This window comes from Halomonas citrativorans (assembly GCF_014898005.1).
GTDB lineage: Bacteria > Pseudomonadota > Gammaproteobacteria > Pseudomonadales > Halomonadaceae > Vreelandella > Vreelandella citrativorans.
Genome location: NZ_JABUYX010000001.1, coordinates 453,509 through 471,564, shown reverse-complemented (window position 1 = coordinate 471,564; position 18,056 = coordinate 453,509). Strand labels below are relative to the sequence as shown.

Genomic DNA, 18,056 nt, shown 5'->3' with positions numbered 1-18,056 from the left:
GCTAGCCCCGCTAATGGCGTCACTGGCCGTACTGCTTTTTGGCCAACTCATGGCGGACTCGGGTGCTCTGTTCGTAAACGAGCCGTTATCCCATCTTCCAATGACGCCACTGGCGCGGCACGATACCCTGCTTGGGCGAAAAGAGCAGCGCCAAAACAAAGAAAGCGAAAGCCACCAGTACGATTGAGCCACCCGATGCCACGTTAAATACTACCGAAAGCCAAAGCCCGATAACCGCAGACAATATGCCAATGGATACTGAAATCAACAGCATTATCGTGAAGCGGTCTGTCAGCAGATGTGCTGTCGCACCTGGCGTGATCAACATGGCAACGACCAATATGATGCCGACAGTTTCAAGGCTTGCAACAATCGTCAGCGTCAGCAAAAGAATGAGGCCATAGTGAATAATCTGCGTATTAAAGCCCAATGCCTGTGCCTGCTGAGGGTCGAAGGCATAGAGCAACAAGGGCCGATAAGCGAGCCATACCGTTAAAATGGCAATGATGCTGGCAACAAAGGTCAGCATTAATGCTGAGTGTTTAACACCCAGTACATTGCCAAACAGAATGTGCATCAGATGGGTACTGGAAGCCAGTTTACTGATAATGACCACACCAAGGGCGAAGGAGGCGGTAAACATCAGCCCCATCGCAGCATCTGCTTTAATTCGTGTGTTCCTTTCAATCGCCCCGATGCCTACCGAGGTCAGCGCCCCAGTAATAAACGCTCCTACAAAGAAGGGCCAGCCAAGCAAATACGCAATGGCTACCCCCGGCAGCACGGCATGAGAAATCGCATCCCCCAACAGTGACCAGCGCTTTAGCACGACATAACAGGAAAGCATCCCACAAATAGCGCCTACCAGCACCGAGGTGAGTAGCGCTCTTTGCATAAATGCATACTGAAAGGCGTCAGAAACGCTGTCAGGTAGCAGGTTAACTACCACCATTAACGCTGCGATTAAGCCGTTTACCAGTGCATCGCTAAACGTTTCAATCATTAATATGCTATCAACCACGTAACTTACCCCTGCCCAGAACTATTGGAAGCCACTGGCATCGTTTGGCGATCATTGGCCGTTTGCTCAATTGAACTCACTGCAAGTTCGGCCAGTTTTGTTTCGCTTAGCATCTCTTCAGGCGTACCGGTACCCCGCACAAAGCGATTAATCAGCACGACGTGGTCCACATAGCGGCGAGCACCAGGCATATCATGTGTGACCATAATCACGGTTTTACCCGCTTCACGCTCGCGACGAAGTACCGACAAGATGAGCTTCTCGCTGGGCGGGTCAACGCCAGCCAGTGGCTCATCCAACAACAAAATGCTGGCCTGCTGCGCTAGCGCGCGTGCTAGCAACACACGTTTTTTTTGACCACCGGAAAGCGCGCCAATAGGTCGGTCAGCCAGGTCGAGCATATTGACTGCCACCAAAGCATCATGCACCGCTTCGCTATGTCGAGCGTGATGCCAGCGCGCTGGCAATAAGCGGCGCCATAACGCATCGCTGCGCATGTGTCCGTAGCGCCCACCCATAACGGTGTCCCATACCGAGACAGGAAAATCCCACTCAATCGCCTCACGCTGAGCCATATACGCGATACGCCCCGCCCGACGATGCTTTGCTATGGGCTCGTCAAAGGCTTTTACGCTGCCTTGCAGCGGCTTCATGCTGCCGGTCAACACATGAAAAAGTGTCGATTTACCCGCACCGTTAGGCCCGACAATGGCCGTCCATTTCCCAGCGGGAAATGTGAGGTGTATATCTTCCAGCACGGTTTGGCGCTGATAAGCAGCGTACAGCCCGGTTATTTCAATGGCGGCCATCGTGCTCGGTAAACTGGTTGTCATGGTGCACTACTCAACGGCTAAATACTGGCGCAGCATATCGGCGTTATGCCTCAACATGGCAAAATAGTCTCCCGCCTCGCCCTCTGGCTCGCTTAACGAATCCACGTATAAAGGGCCCGCGGTGGGAATTCCCGTATCTCTGGAAAGGCTACTAACGTAACGATCCGACGTTGTGCTTTCCCAAAAAAGCGCTGCAGGCTGGCGTGCGTTAATCAAGTCGATGACGCGCATTAACTGCTGCGGCGAGCCTTCCGTTTCGGCGTTATTTCCCCAGATACCGTCATGTTCAAAGCCATAAGTATCAGAGAAATACAAAAATGCTGCTTCGCTTGAGAGCAAAACACGACGCTCTTCCGGAATATCGCTTAGCGTCTGTTGAAGCTCCAAGTGAAGGTCTTGAAGTTCTGCCACGACGTTATCGGCACGCGCCTGAATATCCTCTGCCTGCTCTGGCAGAAGGTCTTCCAACTCATTCGCTATCACATGAACATAGGCCATTGCCGCACGCGGGTCTGTCCACAAATGTGGGTCGACATCGCCCTGCATATCGCCAATCATAATATGTTGAGTGGGGTATTCAGACGCTTCGGCAACGGCGACCAAGGACACATCGCCTTGGGTAGTCGCTTCCACTTGGCGCATCCACTGCTCCAGTTGATAGCCGTTATAAAAAACAATATCGGCTTCTTCCAGAGCGGCAAAATTATTGGGCGTTAATTCCCACTCGTGCACCTCTGCATTAACAGGGCTCAGCACTGATACGTTGGCGTCGTCTCCTGCCACGCGGGCCACCAAATCGCCCAATACTGTAAACGTCGCCACAACATTAATCGGCGGCGATAGCGTCTGGGCACTGGCCGTCGTAACGCTGCCCGCCGTCGCAAGCAACAAACTTATCATCAAGCATGTTTTTCGTTGGCTCATGGACGTCCCCCGTTGTGAATTTGGTTTGCGCTAATTACAACTTTAGCTCAACAAAAAAGCATTGTGCAAATAGTTTAGCCTTGGCTAACAATTATTCTACAATATGCGCTACCATGATCCATTAGAGTTTTCCATTCACCTCGATATAGTCTGCCAATGAGTGATAACGATCAGCCGCTTCCCCATAACGCCAAATGTATGAGTAAAAGTTACTGCAATGACGCATTGCCGCCCATTGAAGAGCACACACGGCAATATGAAACCGTGCGCAATGCGCATGAAACCGAGCTAATCGAAGATTACGTTGAGCTGATCGGCGACCTGATTCGCCATCGGGGAGAAGCGCGCGCCGCCGACATCGCCAGCCGCATGGGGGTGAGTCAAGCGACCGTATCCAAGATGATCCGCCGCTTAAATGAGCTGGGACTGGTCACCAGCAAGCCTTACCGCTCCCTGTTTCTAACAGCGGAAGGCCAAAAAATGGCAGAAACATCCCGGGCACGGCACGATATAGTGCTACATTTTTTACGCGCGCTGGGCGTTAATGATCATACCGCACGCATTGATGCTGAAGGCATGGAGCATCATGTCAGCAATGAAACTCTGGCGATTATGCAGCACTTTATTGACGAACAAACAACGCGTTAATCACGACCGATAGCCAGCCTAGTGATAACATCCCTCGCTACTCACTATCCTGAGAAGTGCTATTTAAGTAACACGGTGAGGACGCTAACTCTTGGTCTGCTCGGTCTTCTATATCCAGCGCGTCCAGCACCGCTTCACGCAGAGTGGGCAAATGTGAATGGTCCAGTTGGCGTGAAGCCGTTAATAACGTCAGCTTACCTTGCCTGGCATAACGCATCAGCGGTAGTAATGCGTCATCAGACTCCTTTAATTCCAAACGGTAGCGGGTCTGAAAGGAAGCCTCACTAATCTTGCCCTGGTGGTAGTCACGCCTTAGAGATGATGAAGGCGCGGCATCGCGATACCACTCCGTTAGCGCCAGCGAAGCACGCTCTTTTCCACGCGGCCATAAACGGTCAACCAGGACGCGTGCCCCCTCGTCGTCTTCAAACGCTGAATAGACGCGCTTAAGCACTATTTCGTAGTTCATATGACCTCCCTGATCCGCTTTTTTAACAACACCCCATCCACCCTACCCATGCTATACAGGCTACCAGGCAATTACTCTGCCCCATGTTAACGACATTAACGATGAGCAAAAATGATTAATAACGCTCATTTTCTATCAAACACCTTCCTTCTATTATCGCGGCCCGTAGCCGAATCATTCCCCATCCTTTTTAAACCCCGTACAATGCAGTGTTTAGTCCACACTTGGCAAACCATGCACCTAACCCGCTTCACGGATTACTCTATTCGCGTTTTGATTTACCTGGCAGCCAAGGGAGAAGAGCGCGCAACAATCACGGAAATTGCCGAGACATTCTCGATCTCGCGCAATCACTTGATGAAAATTGTCCAGGAACTACATCAAAAAGAGTACCTCAAAGCCATCCGCGGCAAGCATGGCGGGCTTTGGCTAAACCGGGCGCCCGAACACATTCGATTAGGGACGTTGGTGAGAGATACCGAGCAGGAAATGGCGCTCGTCGAGTGCTTTCGAGACGATAGCGCCTGCATCATTACCCCCGCATGCCGCTTAAAGCCTATCCTTAACGATGCACTAGACGCCTTTTTGGGCGTTCTGGATCAATATACACTGGCCGATTTGCTGCAAGGCCAACACACCAGCCTAGCGTCACTGATGAAAATACCTGCCACAGAACTTTAATTTTTTTTAAAGTCTCCTTCCGAATAAATAAAATTCAATACGATAAATCGCGTAACCTGGCTATTTCACCTCACGTGGAGCATGCTTGAGACTGGCATTACCAAACCATATAGTGCGCAGGAAATGTTGCATCAGGCTTCATTATTTCTGCAAACCTCGGAGCCAAACATGACCACAGCGCCCTTCTCGCCCAATCACATCATGATCCGCAAATTAGAAAATATTTTCGCGCTTACCAGTGAAGAGAAGCAGGCACTGATGGGGTTACCGATTCACACAAAAGAAATCAAGAGCAATCAAGACATTGTTAAAGTGGGCGATCAGCCAAACCAGTGCTGCTTGATAGTTGAGGGCTTTACCTGCGTCAACAAAGTATCCATTGAAGGCAAGCGCCAGATCATGGCCCTGCATGTTCCTGGCGACATACCCGACCTGCAAAGCCTTCACTTGAGAGTAATAGATATTAATATTGCCTCTATCAGCCCCTGCAAGCTCGGCTTCATTCAGCATAAAGATCTGCATCAACTCTGTGAGCGCTATCCCAGGCTTGTTGCTGCCTTTTGGCGCGAGACACTTGTCTACGCCTCTATTTTCCGTGAATGGCTGTTAAATATTGGACAACGCGAGGCTTACTCCCGCATTGCGCATATTATCTGCGAACTCATGGTGCGCCTAAAGACAGTAGGCTTAACTGAGGGGAACACGTTCTATATGCCAACGACCCAAGCAGAAATAGCAGATGCGACAGGGATGACGCCCGTCCACGTAAACCGCGTTTTTCAGGCACTACGCGCAGATGGCTTGATCATCACCGAAAGAAGCCGGATGACCATACCTGACTGGGACAAGCTGCAGCAAGCTGGCGAGTTCGACCCACTCTACCTTCACCTTAAAAACGATGGAAACACATAGCGCTCAGCCTCCAACCGGCAGGTAGGCCGTATGATTATCACCTAGCAGTAGCATTAATATAGGGCACAGTAGAACCAGGTTGATGGCGGTAACAGGCACTATCCACTAAATCGTCGTTTATACCTAAGGCCAATGTGAGTTTGGGCTTAGGGGGCAAATAAATCATTGGTTTACTACTTCCTGGCACGTCATTGTAAGGGATTGAAGTCGCGCCTATTGGCAGCTTCGAATATCAACAATACTCGCCAGGGAGATTTCTATATGGCTAGACCTAATGTACTGGTGTTAATGGCCGACCAACTCAACGGTACACTGTTCAAGGATGGCCCCGCCGATTTCTTGCATGCGCCTAACCTCAAGAAACTGGCCAAACGCTCGGTCAATTTCAACAATGCCTATACACCTAGCTATCTTTGCGCACCGGGGCGAGCCGCCTTCATGTCGAGCCAGTTGCCGAGCCGCACCGGGGTATATGACAACGCAGCGGAATTTCCTTCAAGCGTGCCGACATGGGCGCATCATTTGCGTCGCGCAGGTTATTCCACCTGCTTGTCGGGAAAGATGCATTTCGTCGGCCCAGATCAGCTCCACGGTTTCGAGAAACGCTTAACCACCGATGTCTACCCGGCTGATTTCGGCTGGACACCTGACTACACCAAGCCCGGGGAACGTATCGACTGGTGGTACCACAATCTGGGGTCGGTGACAGGCGCTGGCATTGCTGAAATTTCCAATCAGATGGAATACGACGACGAAGTCGCGTTTCACGCCGAGCAGCGGCTATATGACCTATCGCGCGGTCACGACGAGCGGCCTTGGGCGCTGTGCGTCAGTTTCACTCACCCGCACGACCCCTATGTAGCACGTCGCCAATACTGGGATTTATATAACGACTGCGAGTATCTTGAGCCCCAGCAAGGGCCCATACCCTTCGATGAACTGGATCCGCACTCCCAGCGGATTTTCGAAGCCAACGATTACACCAAGTTCAACATCCAGCCCCAAGACGTGCGCAATGCTCGCCAGGGCTATTTCGCCAACATCTCCTATGTCGACGACAAGATCGGCGGCATTCTAGACGTGCTCGAACGCACCCGCATGCTCGACAACACGATTATCGTGGTCTGTGCCGACCACGGCGATATGCTTGGCGAAAAGGGCCTGTGGTTCAAGATGAGCCCCTATGAAGGCTCGTCGCGGGTACCGCTGATGCTGTCTGCACCGGGGATCGAACCGCGCAATGTTGAGGACCCCGTATCGATCATCGATATCAACACCACCATCGCCGACCTGGTCGGCATCGACCTTTCCTCGATCGCGCCCTACACCGATGGCCAGTCGCTGCTCCCCTTGACCAGAGGCGAGAAGCGCGACGCGCCGGTGTACATGGAATACGCCGCCGAGGCCAGTTATTCGCCAATTGTGACCATCCGCGAGGGCAAGTGGAAATTCAACTATTGCGAGATTGACCCACCGCAGCTATTCGACCTGGAGGCCGACCCGCTGGAGCAGCACAACCTGGCGGTGCATCCCGACTACGCCGAGGTGGTGGCCGACTATCAGGCCAAGGTACACAAGCAGTGGGACATGAAAGCCTTCGATGCCGACGTGCGCGCCTCCCAGGCACAGCGTCTGATCGTCTACGAAGCCCTGCGTAATGGCCACTACTACCCGTGGGACTATCAGCCGCTGCAGGACGCTTGCGAGCGTTACATGCGTAATCACATGGACCTGAACGAAGTCGAAGAAGCCCAGCGCTACCCCCGCGGCGAGTAAGCTCATGGCGACTCACCTCATCTGAGCCGAATCGGATTTTCGGGGGGATTACACAAGCAACGCGGACGCCCGTACCTGTTGGGGTACAGGCGTTTTTCTTTCATGTGGGACAGTAAAAACTTCTCTTTACCGGACATCGCGCCCGGCAAAGGGTCAACACGTTACTTTCCGTTGCGCATGCGGCGCAGCTCGCCGTTCAGCGCTCGGATGATGCAGTAGCACATCAGCAGCATCAAGATGGAAAATGGGATAGCCGTCGCCGTGACACCCGCTTGAAGCGCCGACAACCCACCACCGATCAATAACACGATGGCAATCAACCCCTCTACCGTCGCCCAGAACATACGCTGAGGCCGAGGCGCTTCGATCTTGCCGCCGGCGGTGATGGTATCGATCACCAGAGAGCCGGAATCCGATGACGTCACGAAGAAAGTGAGCGCCAGAATGATCCCCAGGCTCGACATCAAGCCCGTCAGCGGTAGCTCATTGAGCATGCCGAATAGGGCTAGTTCGGGACGGTAGCTATCGATCACGTACTCCTTGACCAGACTGGCGGCGGGATTGGTATAAAGCTGATCCAGTGCAATGCTGCCGAATACCCCCATCCAGATAAAGATAAAAAGGCTTGGCACAATCAGCACGCAGAGCAGAAATTCACGCACCGTACGACCCTTGGACACGCGCGCGACAAACATGCCGACAAAAGGCGCCCAGCTGACCCACCACGCCCAGTAAAACACCGACCAGTCTTGACGATAGGCGTCATCTTCACGTCCAAAGGGCGCCGAGAGCGGAATGAGCTCCGTCACATAATGGGTGATTCCCGTCCACATGCCGCTGATCGCCATCAGGGTCGGGCCAGCGAATAGCACAAAGAAGAAGAACATCAAGGCCGCGATCATGTTGATCTCGGAGAGTCGCTTTACGCCCCCTTCCAGGCCGCGCCACACCGATACCAGCGCCACCGCAGTGACAAGTGCAATGATGATGACCTGTGTCGTGGTATTGATGGCCATACCGAAAACAAAATTCAGTCCCGCGTTGGCCTGCTGCGCGCCCAGGCCCAGTGCCGTGGCCAAGCCGAACAAGGTGGAAAACACCGCCAGGATATCGATCCAGTGCCCCCACCAACCCCATACGCGATCCCCCAGGATAGGAAAGAAGATCGAGCGAATAGAAAACGGCAGTTTCTTGTTATAGCTGAAGATCGCGAGGGCAAGCGCCATCACCGCGTATACGGCCCAGCCGTGCAGTCCCCAGTGCAGAAACGTCCCCGCCAGCCCCATGGCCGAGGCTTCGTCAACCGCGGCCATATTTAGCGCACCGTCGGCACCAAAGGGCGAAGGAGTGCCTAAGGGCGAAGACACATTTGCATGATAAACCGGTTCCAGCACGCTGAAGAACAGCAAGGCGATCCCGATACCCGCCGTGAACAACAAAGCGAACCACGACAGGTAGCTGTGTTCCGGCCGGGCATCCGGGCCGCCTAGCCTCACTTTGCCATGGGGAAGCACAATCAGCGCCAGACAGAAGACAATGAAAAAATCCACCAGAATCATGAAGTACCCGTCCAGCGTGCGCGTCGAGAAGCCAACGATAGATTGGAACAGCTTCCCTGCCTGCGCCGGGAACATCAGGGTCAACACAATGAAAATCAACGAGGCGAGTGCGGACAGGACAAAGACGCGGTTATGAATGTCAAAACCGATGGGTCCCATACTTCCCTGGATGTTGTCCTGCCCTACAACATAATCCGTCTGCATGTCGCTGTCGTCGTACGTCGACGAGGCCCGTTTATTTAATAAGCCCATACGATGTATCTCCTTATTGTAGTGATTGATTTATCATTGTTCTCGCTTGGGCACTGAAGACTGGGCTGCAAAGCGAAATGGCTTGCTGCTCGAAGCGTTGTTATGTAGAAAAACGTCATGCAGGAAAACCCTGGCAATGCCTCTCATCAAGTAATGCGCCCAGGCAGCTAGCCTCTGCTGGCGCCCTAGGGGATTCCTCCTCACTCTTATGCTCTAGCCCCCTCTCACCAAGACAACAGCTACGCTGGGAATAGTCAGTTGTCCTGAGTGGCGCGCCAAGGGGCTGGCTTATCTCTAACTGGGGTGCTTTCATGCAGAAACCTCTCAGGCAGGGATTACCAATGCTAAAACAATTCATCTAGTCGTCGTGAGTCCATGCACAATGACGCGCTTGTCGCTAACAGACCAATGATTTATTCGCTACCTGAGCCCAAGCACACATTGGCCTTAGGCATCACCGCTACTGAGTTCTTCAAAGCCTTGGATGGATATAAGAAAATGCATGCCATCGCATAAGATAAAGGCGCTACTCGCTTTAGCTGCTTAATCGCCATGTTCCCAGTAGTCATAGCACGCGTGCTGATCACAACCCGTCAAGGAAGACTCAACAATGCGAGTACAGCTTGTTTTAACACTAGCAAATTTGTAGAGGTTTTTTACACGAGGGTGACGGAGCTTGCGCTAAACATGACAACACCCCATTTCGTAGGATTACTACAAAACAGGTTATGTCACGATAAACCGCAAATTATGTCATTTTGGCTGGAATTTATGTCACAACAGGTTGGAAACGACAGAAATGGAGGCGGCCCCAAAAGCCACATCCCGGCACACGCAGCCACCACTACCGTTGCTCCCTTCCGGGCCTGGCGGGGTTTGCAGTATAGCGTTGCGGGAGGACCTAAGGGGCCACCATAGCAATACACTTGAATATCCATGTACTGCGGCGCTGATTTTGGTGGCTACGCCCTGATTTGAACAGGGGACCCCATCATTATGAGTGATGTGCTCTAACCAGCTGAGCTACGTAGCCTTTCCGACATCAGCGGGTGCAGATTATGCCTATTCTCGAAACAAAAGGCAAGCCGAAAACAGGCTTACCTTTCAATGAGACAATGACAGATTTACAGAGCGGTCTGAACTGCTGGCAGTGCAGGCTCGCCATCCAGGGTTGTCACACCCTCAAGCCACGCGGCTAATAAATCGTCGTGCTCTTTTAAATAACGATTAGCGGCAACGCGAGGGTCGACACCCTCATTCATAATGGCGCCCATTAACTGGTTTTCCATTTCCAGCGTAAACGTCATATTGCCAAGTAGTGTACCCACGTTCGGGCACGCTTCGACAAACCCGGCGCGCGTATTGGTGTGCACCGTGGCGCCACCCAAATCAGGTCCAAAGTAATCATCCGCATCGGATAAGTAGGCCATATCAAAGTTGGTATTCATGGGATGCGGCTCCCAGCCCAGAAAGACCATCCACTCTTCATTGGGGACGCGTGTTGTCAACTCTGAAAGCATGCCTGCTTCACTGGAATCCACCACCTGCCAATCGCCCAGGTCGTAGGCATTATCATCAATCATTTGCTGGATAAGCTCATTGCCATCGTTACCCGCCTCGATACCATGCACGCGATGGTTAAATTGATCAGCGTGAGCCGCCAAATCACTCACAGAGGTAACACCTGCATCGTACACGTATTGCGGTACGGCCAGCGTGTATTTGGCGCCTTCTAAATTGACAACTAACCGCTCAACATCGCCACTCTCAATATACGGGTCGCTGATGGACGCCATAGAGGGCATCCAGTTGCCTAAAAAGACATCAAAATCATTGTTACGCATACCCGCATAGGCAATCGGCACTGACACCGTATCGACGGTTGGCGTATAGCCTAGCGCCTCCAGTACTTCGCTGGCCAGCGCCGTCGTCGCGGTAATATCGGTCCAGCCCACTTCGGCAAAACGCACACGCGAACACTCATCGGCTTGGGCCATCATGGGCATAGCAGCCCCCAACACCAATGCGCTTAATCCCACCACCTGGACACGTTTCATTACAACTCCCCTTCTATTTTACGTAAATGGGCATGTTTATTCCTTTAACGCCAAGCGCAGCAACATGCACCAGCGTTTATTGATTGAACGTTCAATAAACAACTACTAAGATATACAGGTAATCATGACTAACCGCATGTTTCAAGTTAGGCATTCAACGTCATCAGGAGACAGCTGTGCCAAAGCTGGGAATGGAACCGATACGCCGCCAGCAGTTAATCAACGCCACCATGGCGGCCATTGACGAAGTGGGATTGGCAGAAGCAACCATTATGCGGATTGCCCGTCACGCGGGCGTCTCTGCAGGCATCATCAGTCACTACTTTGGCGGGAAAGATGGCCTTCTTGAAGCCACTATGCGCCAGATCTTGACTGACCTTAGTGACGCTATTTCTGCGCGACGCAGGGCGTTGAACGATGACTCACCTAAAGCGCACATCAGCGCGATTATCGAAGGCAACTTCGATCGCACTCAAGTGACCGGCCCTGCGGCTAAAACATGGCTTGCCTTTTGGGCCAGCAGCATGCACAAGCCGATGCTTCAGCGCCTGCAAAATGTGAACGATAGACGCCTTTACGCCAATTTATGTTGTCAGTTTCGACGCGTGCTCCCCCACGTTGAGGCACGCAATGCGGCCCGCGGGTTGGCCGCCATGATTGATGGTTTATGGCTACGCGGTGCATTAACGCCCGAAGGGCTTGATGCCGACAAAGCCCGCCATCTAGCGCTCCACTATCTTGATCAACTCTTGGCCCATCACAAATATCAACACTCAGCACCCGCTCATTAAGGTTATAAAGGAGATCAACATGTCCGCTCAAGATGTACAGCCTCTCTATATTGATGGTCGTCCGGTCGCTGCCACGTCAGGTACTACTTTTACCGTTACTAACCCATTTGATGGCAGCCTGCTTGCGACACTTGGCCAAGCAAGCCAACAGGACGTTGACGCAGCCGTTGAAGCGGCCCAGCGAGGCCAGCGCGAATGGGCTGCCATGACCGGCATGGAGCGCTCCCGTATTATGCAGCGCGCAGTTGCGTTGCTGCGTGAGCGCAATGACGAGCTGGCAGCGCTCGAGACCCGCAACACCGGTAAGCCGATTAGCGAAACAGCAAGTGTCGACATCGTGACAGGCGCTGATGCGATTGAGTACTTCGCAGGGCTGGCCCCCGCTATTCAAGGCAGCCAAATTCCACTGCGCGAAAGCTCCTTTGTGTATACCCGCCGCGAGCCGCTGGGCGTCATTGGCGCCATCGGTGCGTGGAACTACCCCCTTCAAATCGCCTGCTGGAAAGCCGCGCCAGCGCTGGCTGCAGGTAATGCCGTTGTCTTTAAACCCAGTGAAGTGACACCGCTGAGCGCAATTAAACTGGCTGAGATTTTTACTGAAGCTGGCCTGCCAGACGGTGTTTTCAACGTGGTGCAAGGCGATGGCGACGTAGGCGCGATGCTGACGGCACACCCGAGCATTGCCAAAGTGTCGTTTACCGGTGAAGCAGGTACCGGCAAAAAAGTGATGGCCGCAGCCGCTAGCTCATCGCTTAAAGACGTCACGATGGAACTGGGTGGAAAATCACCGCTGATCATCTTTGCCGATGCGGACCTGGACCGCGCCGCCGATGCGGCCATGATGGCCAATTTCTACTCCAGTGGCCAAGTTTGCACCAACGGTACGCGGGTGTTTATCGAACGCAGTGTGAAAGACGCATTTGAAGCCAAGCTGGTGGAGCGTGTTGAGCGCATCAAAGCAGGCGACCCTATGGATCCTGGCGTTAATTTTGGTCCTCTGGTCAGTTTTGAGCACCAGGCAAAGGTGCTTTCCTATATTGCCTTGGGTAAACAGCAAGGCGCCCGCCTGCTGGTGGGTGGTGATGAGTGGAAAAGCGGCGACTGGGCCAACGGCGCTTGGGCAGCACCTACCGTATTTACCGATTGCACAGATGATATGCGCATTGTGCAGGAAGAAATTTTCGGCCCGGTGATGTCGGTGCTGGCCTTTGATGATGAAGCTGACGTCATTCGTCGCGCCAACGACACCCGGTATGGCTTGGCAGCCGGCGTATTTAGCGAAAGCTTAAACCGGGCGCATCGCGTTATTCATCAGTTGGAAGCGGGTATTTGCTGGATGAATACGTGGGGTGAATCGCCTTCTGAAATGCCGGTTGGCGGTTATAAAGAGTCGGGGATTGGCCGTGAAAATGGTATCGATACGCTTAACCACTATACCCAAACCAAGTCGGTACAAATCGAGATGGGCCCCTTTGAGTCGGTGTTTTAAAGCGAAACAGCAAACACGCCAGCTATTCTACTCTCTCAAGGTGTAACTATGCCGCAACCGCATGAATTTGATTACATTATTATCGGCGCGGGCTCAGCGGGAAGCGTGCTGGCTATGCGTTTAACGGAAGACAGCGACGTCCGCGTTCTCTTGTTAGAGGCCGGCGGGCCGGACTACCGGCTTGATTTTCGTACCCAAATGCCAGCAGCCCTCGCCTTTCCACTTCAGGGAAAGCGTTACAACTGGGCATTTGAAACGGACCCGGAACCACATATGGATGGCCGTCGCATGGAGTGCGGGCGCGGGAAAGGGTTGGGCGGTTCTTCGTTGATTAACGGCATGTGCTATATCCGCGGCAATGCACTGGATTACGATAACTGGGCTCAACAGCCAGGCTTGGAAGATTGGGATTACTTAAGCTGCCTACCCTACTTTAAAAAGTCAGAAACCCGCGACACCGGGGCCAATGACTACCACGGTGGCAGCGGCCCGGTCAGCATCACTACTCCCAAAAACGGTAACAACCCGCTGTATCGCATCTTTATTGAAGCAGGCAAACAGGCAGGTTACCCCGAAACAGACGATGTTAACGGCTATCAGCAAGAAGGCTTTGGCCCCATGGACCGGTTCGTTACGCCCAAGGGGCGACGCGCCTCTACCGCCCGGGGTTACCTGGACACCGCCAAACAGCGCACCAACCTGACCATAGAAACCCACGCCGTTACCGACATCATTGAGTTTGACGGCAAGCGCGCTGTGGGTGTGCGCTACGAGCACAAAGGGCAACAGCAGACCGCCCGCGCCAAACGGGAAGTGCTGCTGTGTGGTGGTGCTATTGCGTCACCTCAAATTTTGCAGCGCTCGGGCATCGGCCATCCTGAAGTGCTCGAGCCGCTAGGCATCAAGACCGTTCATGCCCTGCCGGGTGTCGGCGAAAACCTGCAAGACCACTTAGAGATGTACATTCAGTACGCATGTAAAGAACCCATCTCGCTCTACCCCGCTCTAAAATGGTACAACCAGCCCATGATAGGCGCTGAGTGGCTACTCAAGGGTACGGGCATTGGCGCCAGCAACCAGTTTGAAGCGTGTGCGTTTATTCGCAGCCGTGACGGGGAAGAGTGGCCCAACCTGCAGTATCACTTTTTACCTATTGCGATTAGCTATAATGGCAAAAGCGCGGTTCAAGCGCATGGCTTTCAAGCGCACGTGGGCTCGATGCGCTCCAAAAGCCGAGGCCGCATTCGGCTAACCTCAAAAGACCCGCACGCGGCACCCAGTATTTTATTCAACTACATGTCGCATGAAAAAGACTGGGAGGAGTTCCGTGATGCCATTCGCTTAACGCGTAACATTATCGAACAGCCCGCATTCGATAAGTACCGAGGCCGTGAAATCTCCCCAGGGCCTGATGTACAAAGCGATGAAGCGTTGGATCAGTTTATTAAAGCAAACGCGGAAACGGCGTATCACCCCTGTGGCAGTTGCCGTATGGGAGACGATTCGCTGGCCGTGACAGATGGCCAGGGCCGCGTTCATGGCGTAGAAGGCTTAAGGGTGGTTGACGCCTCACTGTTCCCTCTAATTCCTACCGGCAACCTGAATGCGCCAACCATCATGCTGGCCGAAAAGATTGCCGACCACATCCGTGGACACGAACCGCTGCCTCGCGCGCAAGTTACCTATTTTGTAGCTAACGGCGCGGCTGCCCAACATGGGTGAATGACGTTTTCACACGTGAATCCCCGTTCATCCAAGCGCCACGGCTAACTGCCGTGGCTTTTTTTTACTAAGCTACTATTAATAAGCAGGATAAAAAGACGTAACGACTTGCGCGGGATAGCGTACGTCTGCCAATATTCAAACATCTGTTCGAATGCCTATGGCTTGCGTTCTAATCATCACTTCAAGCGTTACACACGACGGCAAGGCTGCATCGATGGATCAGACATCAACGTTCTGAGCCAAGCGCAATGCAGACCAGAACTGGACAGTGCCTAATAATACATGGAGACGTTCTATGCTCACCCTACTACTGATTATCCTGGCCGTGGTTGGCCTGCTGATTATTATGCGCCGCGAAGCAGGCGCCCCAGCAGCCCTGACACTGTTGGGTATATTAGGGCTTGTTGGCCTACTCTTTGACGCCGCCGTTATAGGCGTATTGCTGCTAATCGCTGCTCTGGTCGTTGCTGTGACGGGCCTTGAAGCAGTGCGCAAACAGTGGCTGACACCGCGGATTTTTAAAATTTTCAAAAAGGTCGCGCCAAAGGTCTCCGCCACCGAGCGCACGGCGCTAGAAGCCGGTAGCGTTTCCTGGGACGGGGAGCTTTTCTCCGGTAAGCCACAGTGGAATAAGCTGCTGGCTTACAAGGATGAAGGCCTGCGCGAAGATGAACAGGCTTTTCTTGATAACCAGTGCGCTAAAGCGGCTGGCATGTGTAACGCATGGGACATTGCTCAAGAGCGTGCCGACCTGCCCCAGCAGTTATGGGACTACCTGAAAAAAGAAGGCTTCTTTGGGATGATTATTCCCAAGGAGTACGGTGGCCTGGGTTTCTCAGCAAAAGCCCAATCCATGGCACTGCAAAAACTCTCCGCCAACGAAACGTTAATGGTGACCGTTGGGGTACCCAACTCCCTCGGCCCGGGCGAGCTGCTGCTTAAATACGGTACTGAGGAACAGAAAGACCACTATCTGCCCCGCTTGGCCGATGGCCGCGAAATCCCCTGCTTCGGCCTAACAGGCCCGCGGGCGGGCTCTGACGCAACGTCATTGCCTGATACTGGCGTAGTGTGTAAAGAGATTATTAATGGAAAAGAGACGCTAGGCCTGCGCCTGACGTTTGAAAAACGCTGGATCACGCTGGCTCCCATTGCCACGGTTGTGGGTTTAGCCTTCCGCTTATTCGACCCTGAAAAGCTGTTGGGTGACGAAGAAGACCGGGGCATCACTCTGGCACTTATACCGCGCGACACGAAAGGCATGGACATTGGTCGCCGCCATCACCCCATCGGCAGCCCGTTTATGAACGGCCCGATTAAAGGCGTGGATGTCTTTGTCCCGCTGGATACCATCATCGGCGGGCAGGAGATGATTGGCCAAGGCTGGCGCATGCTGGTTGAGTGCCTATCGATTGGTCGTTGTATCACGCTGCCCTCCGGCGCGACCGGCACCGCCCGCTACGCACTGGGCTGGAGCGGTGGCTTTACGCGTGTTCGTCGTCAGTTCAACGTGCCTGTCGCCGAAATGGAAGGCGTTCAAGAACCGCTGGCACGCATGGCAGCGATGGCTTACATCTCCCAGGCAACCGTTTATCAAACGGCTAACCTGATTGATCATGGTGAGAAACCGGCGGTTCCTTCAGCGATTTTGAAGAGCCAACTGACCGAGTTTCAACGTGATTTGTTAAGCGATGCGATGGATGTGCATGGCGGTAAAGCGGTCACATTGGGCCCACGCAACTATTTAGGTATTGGCTATAGCGCCAACCCGGTTGCGATTACCGTTGAAGGCGCCAACATCATGACGCGTAACCTGATGATCTTTGGTCAAGGGGCGATCCGCTGTCACCCCTACGTGCTGGAAGAGCTGGCCGCCAAGGATGCCAACGACATCAACGCGTTTGATAAAGCCTTCTTCAGCCATGCGGGCCTGATTTTTGGTAACGCCGCACGTGCGTTCACCATGGGGCTAGGGTTTGGTAAAGAACGCGTGCCATTTGACGGGCCAGCCGCGGCTTATGCGCAAGATATTGCCCGCCTCTCGGCAGGCTTTGGACTATGTGCGGATGCCGCCATGGCAAGCCTGGGGTCCGCGCTGAAAAAACGCGAAATGCTCTCTGCCCGTTTGGGCGATGTGCTCTCTAACCTGTATCTCGCATCCATGGTGCTCAAACAGTGGCAAGCAGGTGACAAAGTGGAAGGCGAAGACGCCCTGCTTCACTACAGCTGCCGCTTCCTGCTGCACCGTGCGGAACAAGCCTTTGTGGAGATTTTCGACAACTTGCCTAATCGGGCACTCGGCCGTGTGCTTAACGCCGTGGTAATGCCAACCGGCCGTCGTTGGGATAAACCCCATGACGATTTGGCACGCGACATTGCTAAACGGGTTTCCACCCACACTGCGTTGCGTACCAAACTGCTTTCCAACACCTGGGATACCGACGACGGCGAACAACCCAACCCATTGGCGCGCTACAACGCACTGCTGGTTGATTATGACCGTGCTGAAGCCATTTATCGTACGGTTAACAAAGCCTACGCCAAAGGTGAGCTGCCTCAAACGGCCCTTCACCCTGAAGCTCGGGTTGAGGTAGCGTTTGAGAAAGGCCTGATTAGTGAAGAAGAAACGATCTTTATGCGCGAATTCGAAAAGAACGTGCTGGAGATGCTAACGGTCGATGACTTTGCCTACGATGCGTTCGCAAAGAATAAAGGCACGCTCATTAACCATAATGCTACGCAGGCAGCGCCAATTAATCCTGAGGAAGCCCACGTCGAATAACACATCCTGGAAACAGGATTGCCATAAGCCGGCTCCACAATGGAGCCGGTTTTTTTATAGGCGCTCAATGTTCGTTTTCAAACTTGAAAGATCGCAAACGATCACATATTCTTCATAAATGAAAATAACTGTGCTTT

Annotated in this window: 14 protein-coding genes, 1 tRNA gene and 1 other RNA gene; 8 read left to right on the top strand and 8 right to left on the bottom strand. The window is 53.2% G+C overall.

The window, feature by feature from the left end; all coding sequences use genetic code 11:
* Positions 1–85: 85 nt before the first annotated feature.
* From INT20_RS02050 to INT20_RS02040, 3 genes are read right to left on the bottom strand one after another with little or no spacing between them, the layout of a single operon-like run.
* A complete protein-coding gene (locus tag INT20_RS02050; protein ID WP_172116766.1) occupies positions 86–1,003 on the bottom strand; it encodes a metal ABC transporter permease in 918 nt (305 codons plus the stop codon).
* Positions 1,004–1,026: 23 nt separating this feature from the next.
* The gene (locus tag INT20_RS02045; protein ID WP_193054370.1) at positions 1,027–1,854 is read right to left on the bottom strand and encodes a metal ABC transporter ATP-binding protein; all 828 of its coding nucleotides are present in this window, start codon (positions 1,852–1,854) and stop codon (positions 1,027–1,029) included.
* Between the two features lie 6 nt (positions 1,855–1,860).
* A complete protein-coding gene (locus tag INT20_RS02040; protein WP_193056361.1) occupies positions 1,861–2,778 on the bottom strand; it encodes a metal ABC transporter substrate-binding protein in 918 nt (305 codons plus the stop codon).
* Between the two features lie 198 nt (positions 2,779–2,976).
* Between INT20_RS02040 and mntR the strand changes: the two genes are divergently transcribed.
* A complete protein-coding gene (mntR, locus tag INT20_RS02035) occupies positions 2,977–3,426 on the top strand; it encodes a manganese-binding transcriptional regulator MntR (RefSeq protein WP_226911993.1) in 450 nt (149 codons plus the stop codon).
* Positions 3,427–3,463: 37 nt separating this feature from the next.
* Here the strand turns inward: mntR and INT20_RS02030 are convergent, their stop codons facing one another.
* Positions 3,464–3,895: a DUF488 domain-containing protein gene (locus INT20_RS02030; protein ID WP_193056360.1), complete on the bottom strand. Its 432-nt coding sequence runs from the start codon at positions 3,893–3,895 to the stop codon at positions 3,464–3,466.
* 234 nt (positions 3,896–4,129) lie between these two features.
* On the opposite strand from INT20_RS02030, the gene INT20_RS02025 reads away from it, so the two are divergent.
* The 3 genes from INT20_RS02025 to betC all read left to right on the top strand — a co-directional run bounded on the left by INT20_RS02025 (position 4,130) and on the right by betC (position 7,264).
* A complete protein-coding gene (locus tag INT20_RS02025; RefSeq protein WP_193056359.1) occupies positions 4,130–4,576 on the top strand; it encodes an Rrf2 family transcriptional regulator in 447 nt (148 codons plus the stop codon).
* A 168-nt stretch (positions 4,577–4,744) separates the two neighbouring features.
* Complete coding sequence (locus tag INT20_RS02020) at positions 4,745–5,488, top strand: Crp/Fnr family transcriptional regulator (protein WP_193056358.1); 744 nt, start codon at positions 4,745–4,747, stop codon at positions 5,486–5,488.
* Between the two features lie 261 nt (positions 5,489–5,749).
* Positions 5,750–7,264 (top strand): choline-sulfatase, encoded by a 1,515-nt coding sequence (gene betC / locus INT20_RS02015; RefSeq protein ID WP_193056357.1) that lies wholly within the window; start codon positions 5,750–5,752, stop codon positions 7,262–7,264.
* A 161-nt stretch (positions 7,265–7,425) separates the two neighbouring features.
* On the opposite strand, the gene INT20_RS02010 is transcribed toward betC, so the two are convergent.
* From INT20_RS02010 to INT20_RS01995, 4 genes are all read right to left on the bottom strand, one after another.
* On the bottom strand, positions 7,426–9,075 hold the full coding sequence (locus tag INT20_RS02010; protein ID WP_226911992.1) for a BCCT family transporter: 1,650 nt from the start codon (positions 9,073–9,075) through the stop codon (positions 7,426–7,428).
* An 809-nt stretch (positions 9,076–9,884) separates the two neighbouring features.
* Positions 9,885–9,981, bottom strand: an RNA gene (gene ffs / locus INT20_RS02005) — signal recognition particle sRNA small type.
* Between the two features lie 50 nt (positions 9,982–10,031).
* Positions 10,032–10,108: transfer RNA gene (locus INT20_RS02000), tRNA-Met, on the bottom strand.
* A 91-nt stretch (positions 10,109–10,199) separates the two neighbouring features.
* Complete coding sequence (locus tag INT20_RS01995; RefSeq protein WP_193056356.1) at positions 10,200–11,132, bottom strand: choline ABC transporter substrate-binding protein; 933 nt, start codon at positions 11,130–11,132, stop codon at positions 10,200–10,202.
* Positions 11,133–11,308: 176 nt separating this feature from the next.
* Here INT20_RS01995 and betI point away from each other — a divergent pair, with 176 nt between their 5' ends.
* The 4 genes from betI to INT20_RS01975 all read left to right on the top strand — a co-directional run bounded on the left by betI (position 11,309) and on the right by INT20_RS01975 (position 17,919).
* The gene (betI, locus tag INT20_RS01990; protein ID WP_193054377.1) at positions 11,309–11,923 is read left to right on the top strand and encodes a transcriptional regulator BetI; all 615 of its coding nucleotides are present in this window, start codon (positions 11,309–11,311) and stop codon (positions 11,921–11,923) included.
* A gap of 19 nt (positions 11,924–11,942) precedes the next feature.
* Entirely contained in the window at positions 11,943–13,412 is a 1,470-nt protein-coding gene (betB, locus tag INT20_RS01985; RefSeq protein WP_193056355.1) for a betaine-aldehyde dehydrogenase, read from the top strand.
* A gap of 48 nt (positions 13,413–13,460) precedes the next feature.
* Positions 13,461–15,134: a choline dehydrogenase gene (betA, locus tag INT20_RS01980; protein ID WP_193056354.1), complete on the top strand. Its 1,674-nt coding sequence runs from the start codon at positions 13,461–13,463 to the stop codon at positions 15,132–15,134.
* Between the two features lie 298 nt (positions 15,135–15,432).
* Positions 15,433–17,919: an acyl-CoA dehydrogenase gene (locus INT20_RS01975; RefSeq protein WP_193056353.1), complete on the top strand. Its 2,487-nt coding sequence runs from the start codon at positions 15,433–15,435 to the stop codon at positions 17,917–17,919.
* Positions 17,920–18,056 lie beyond the last annotated feature (137 nt).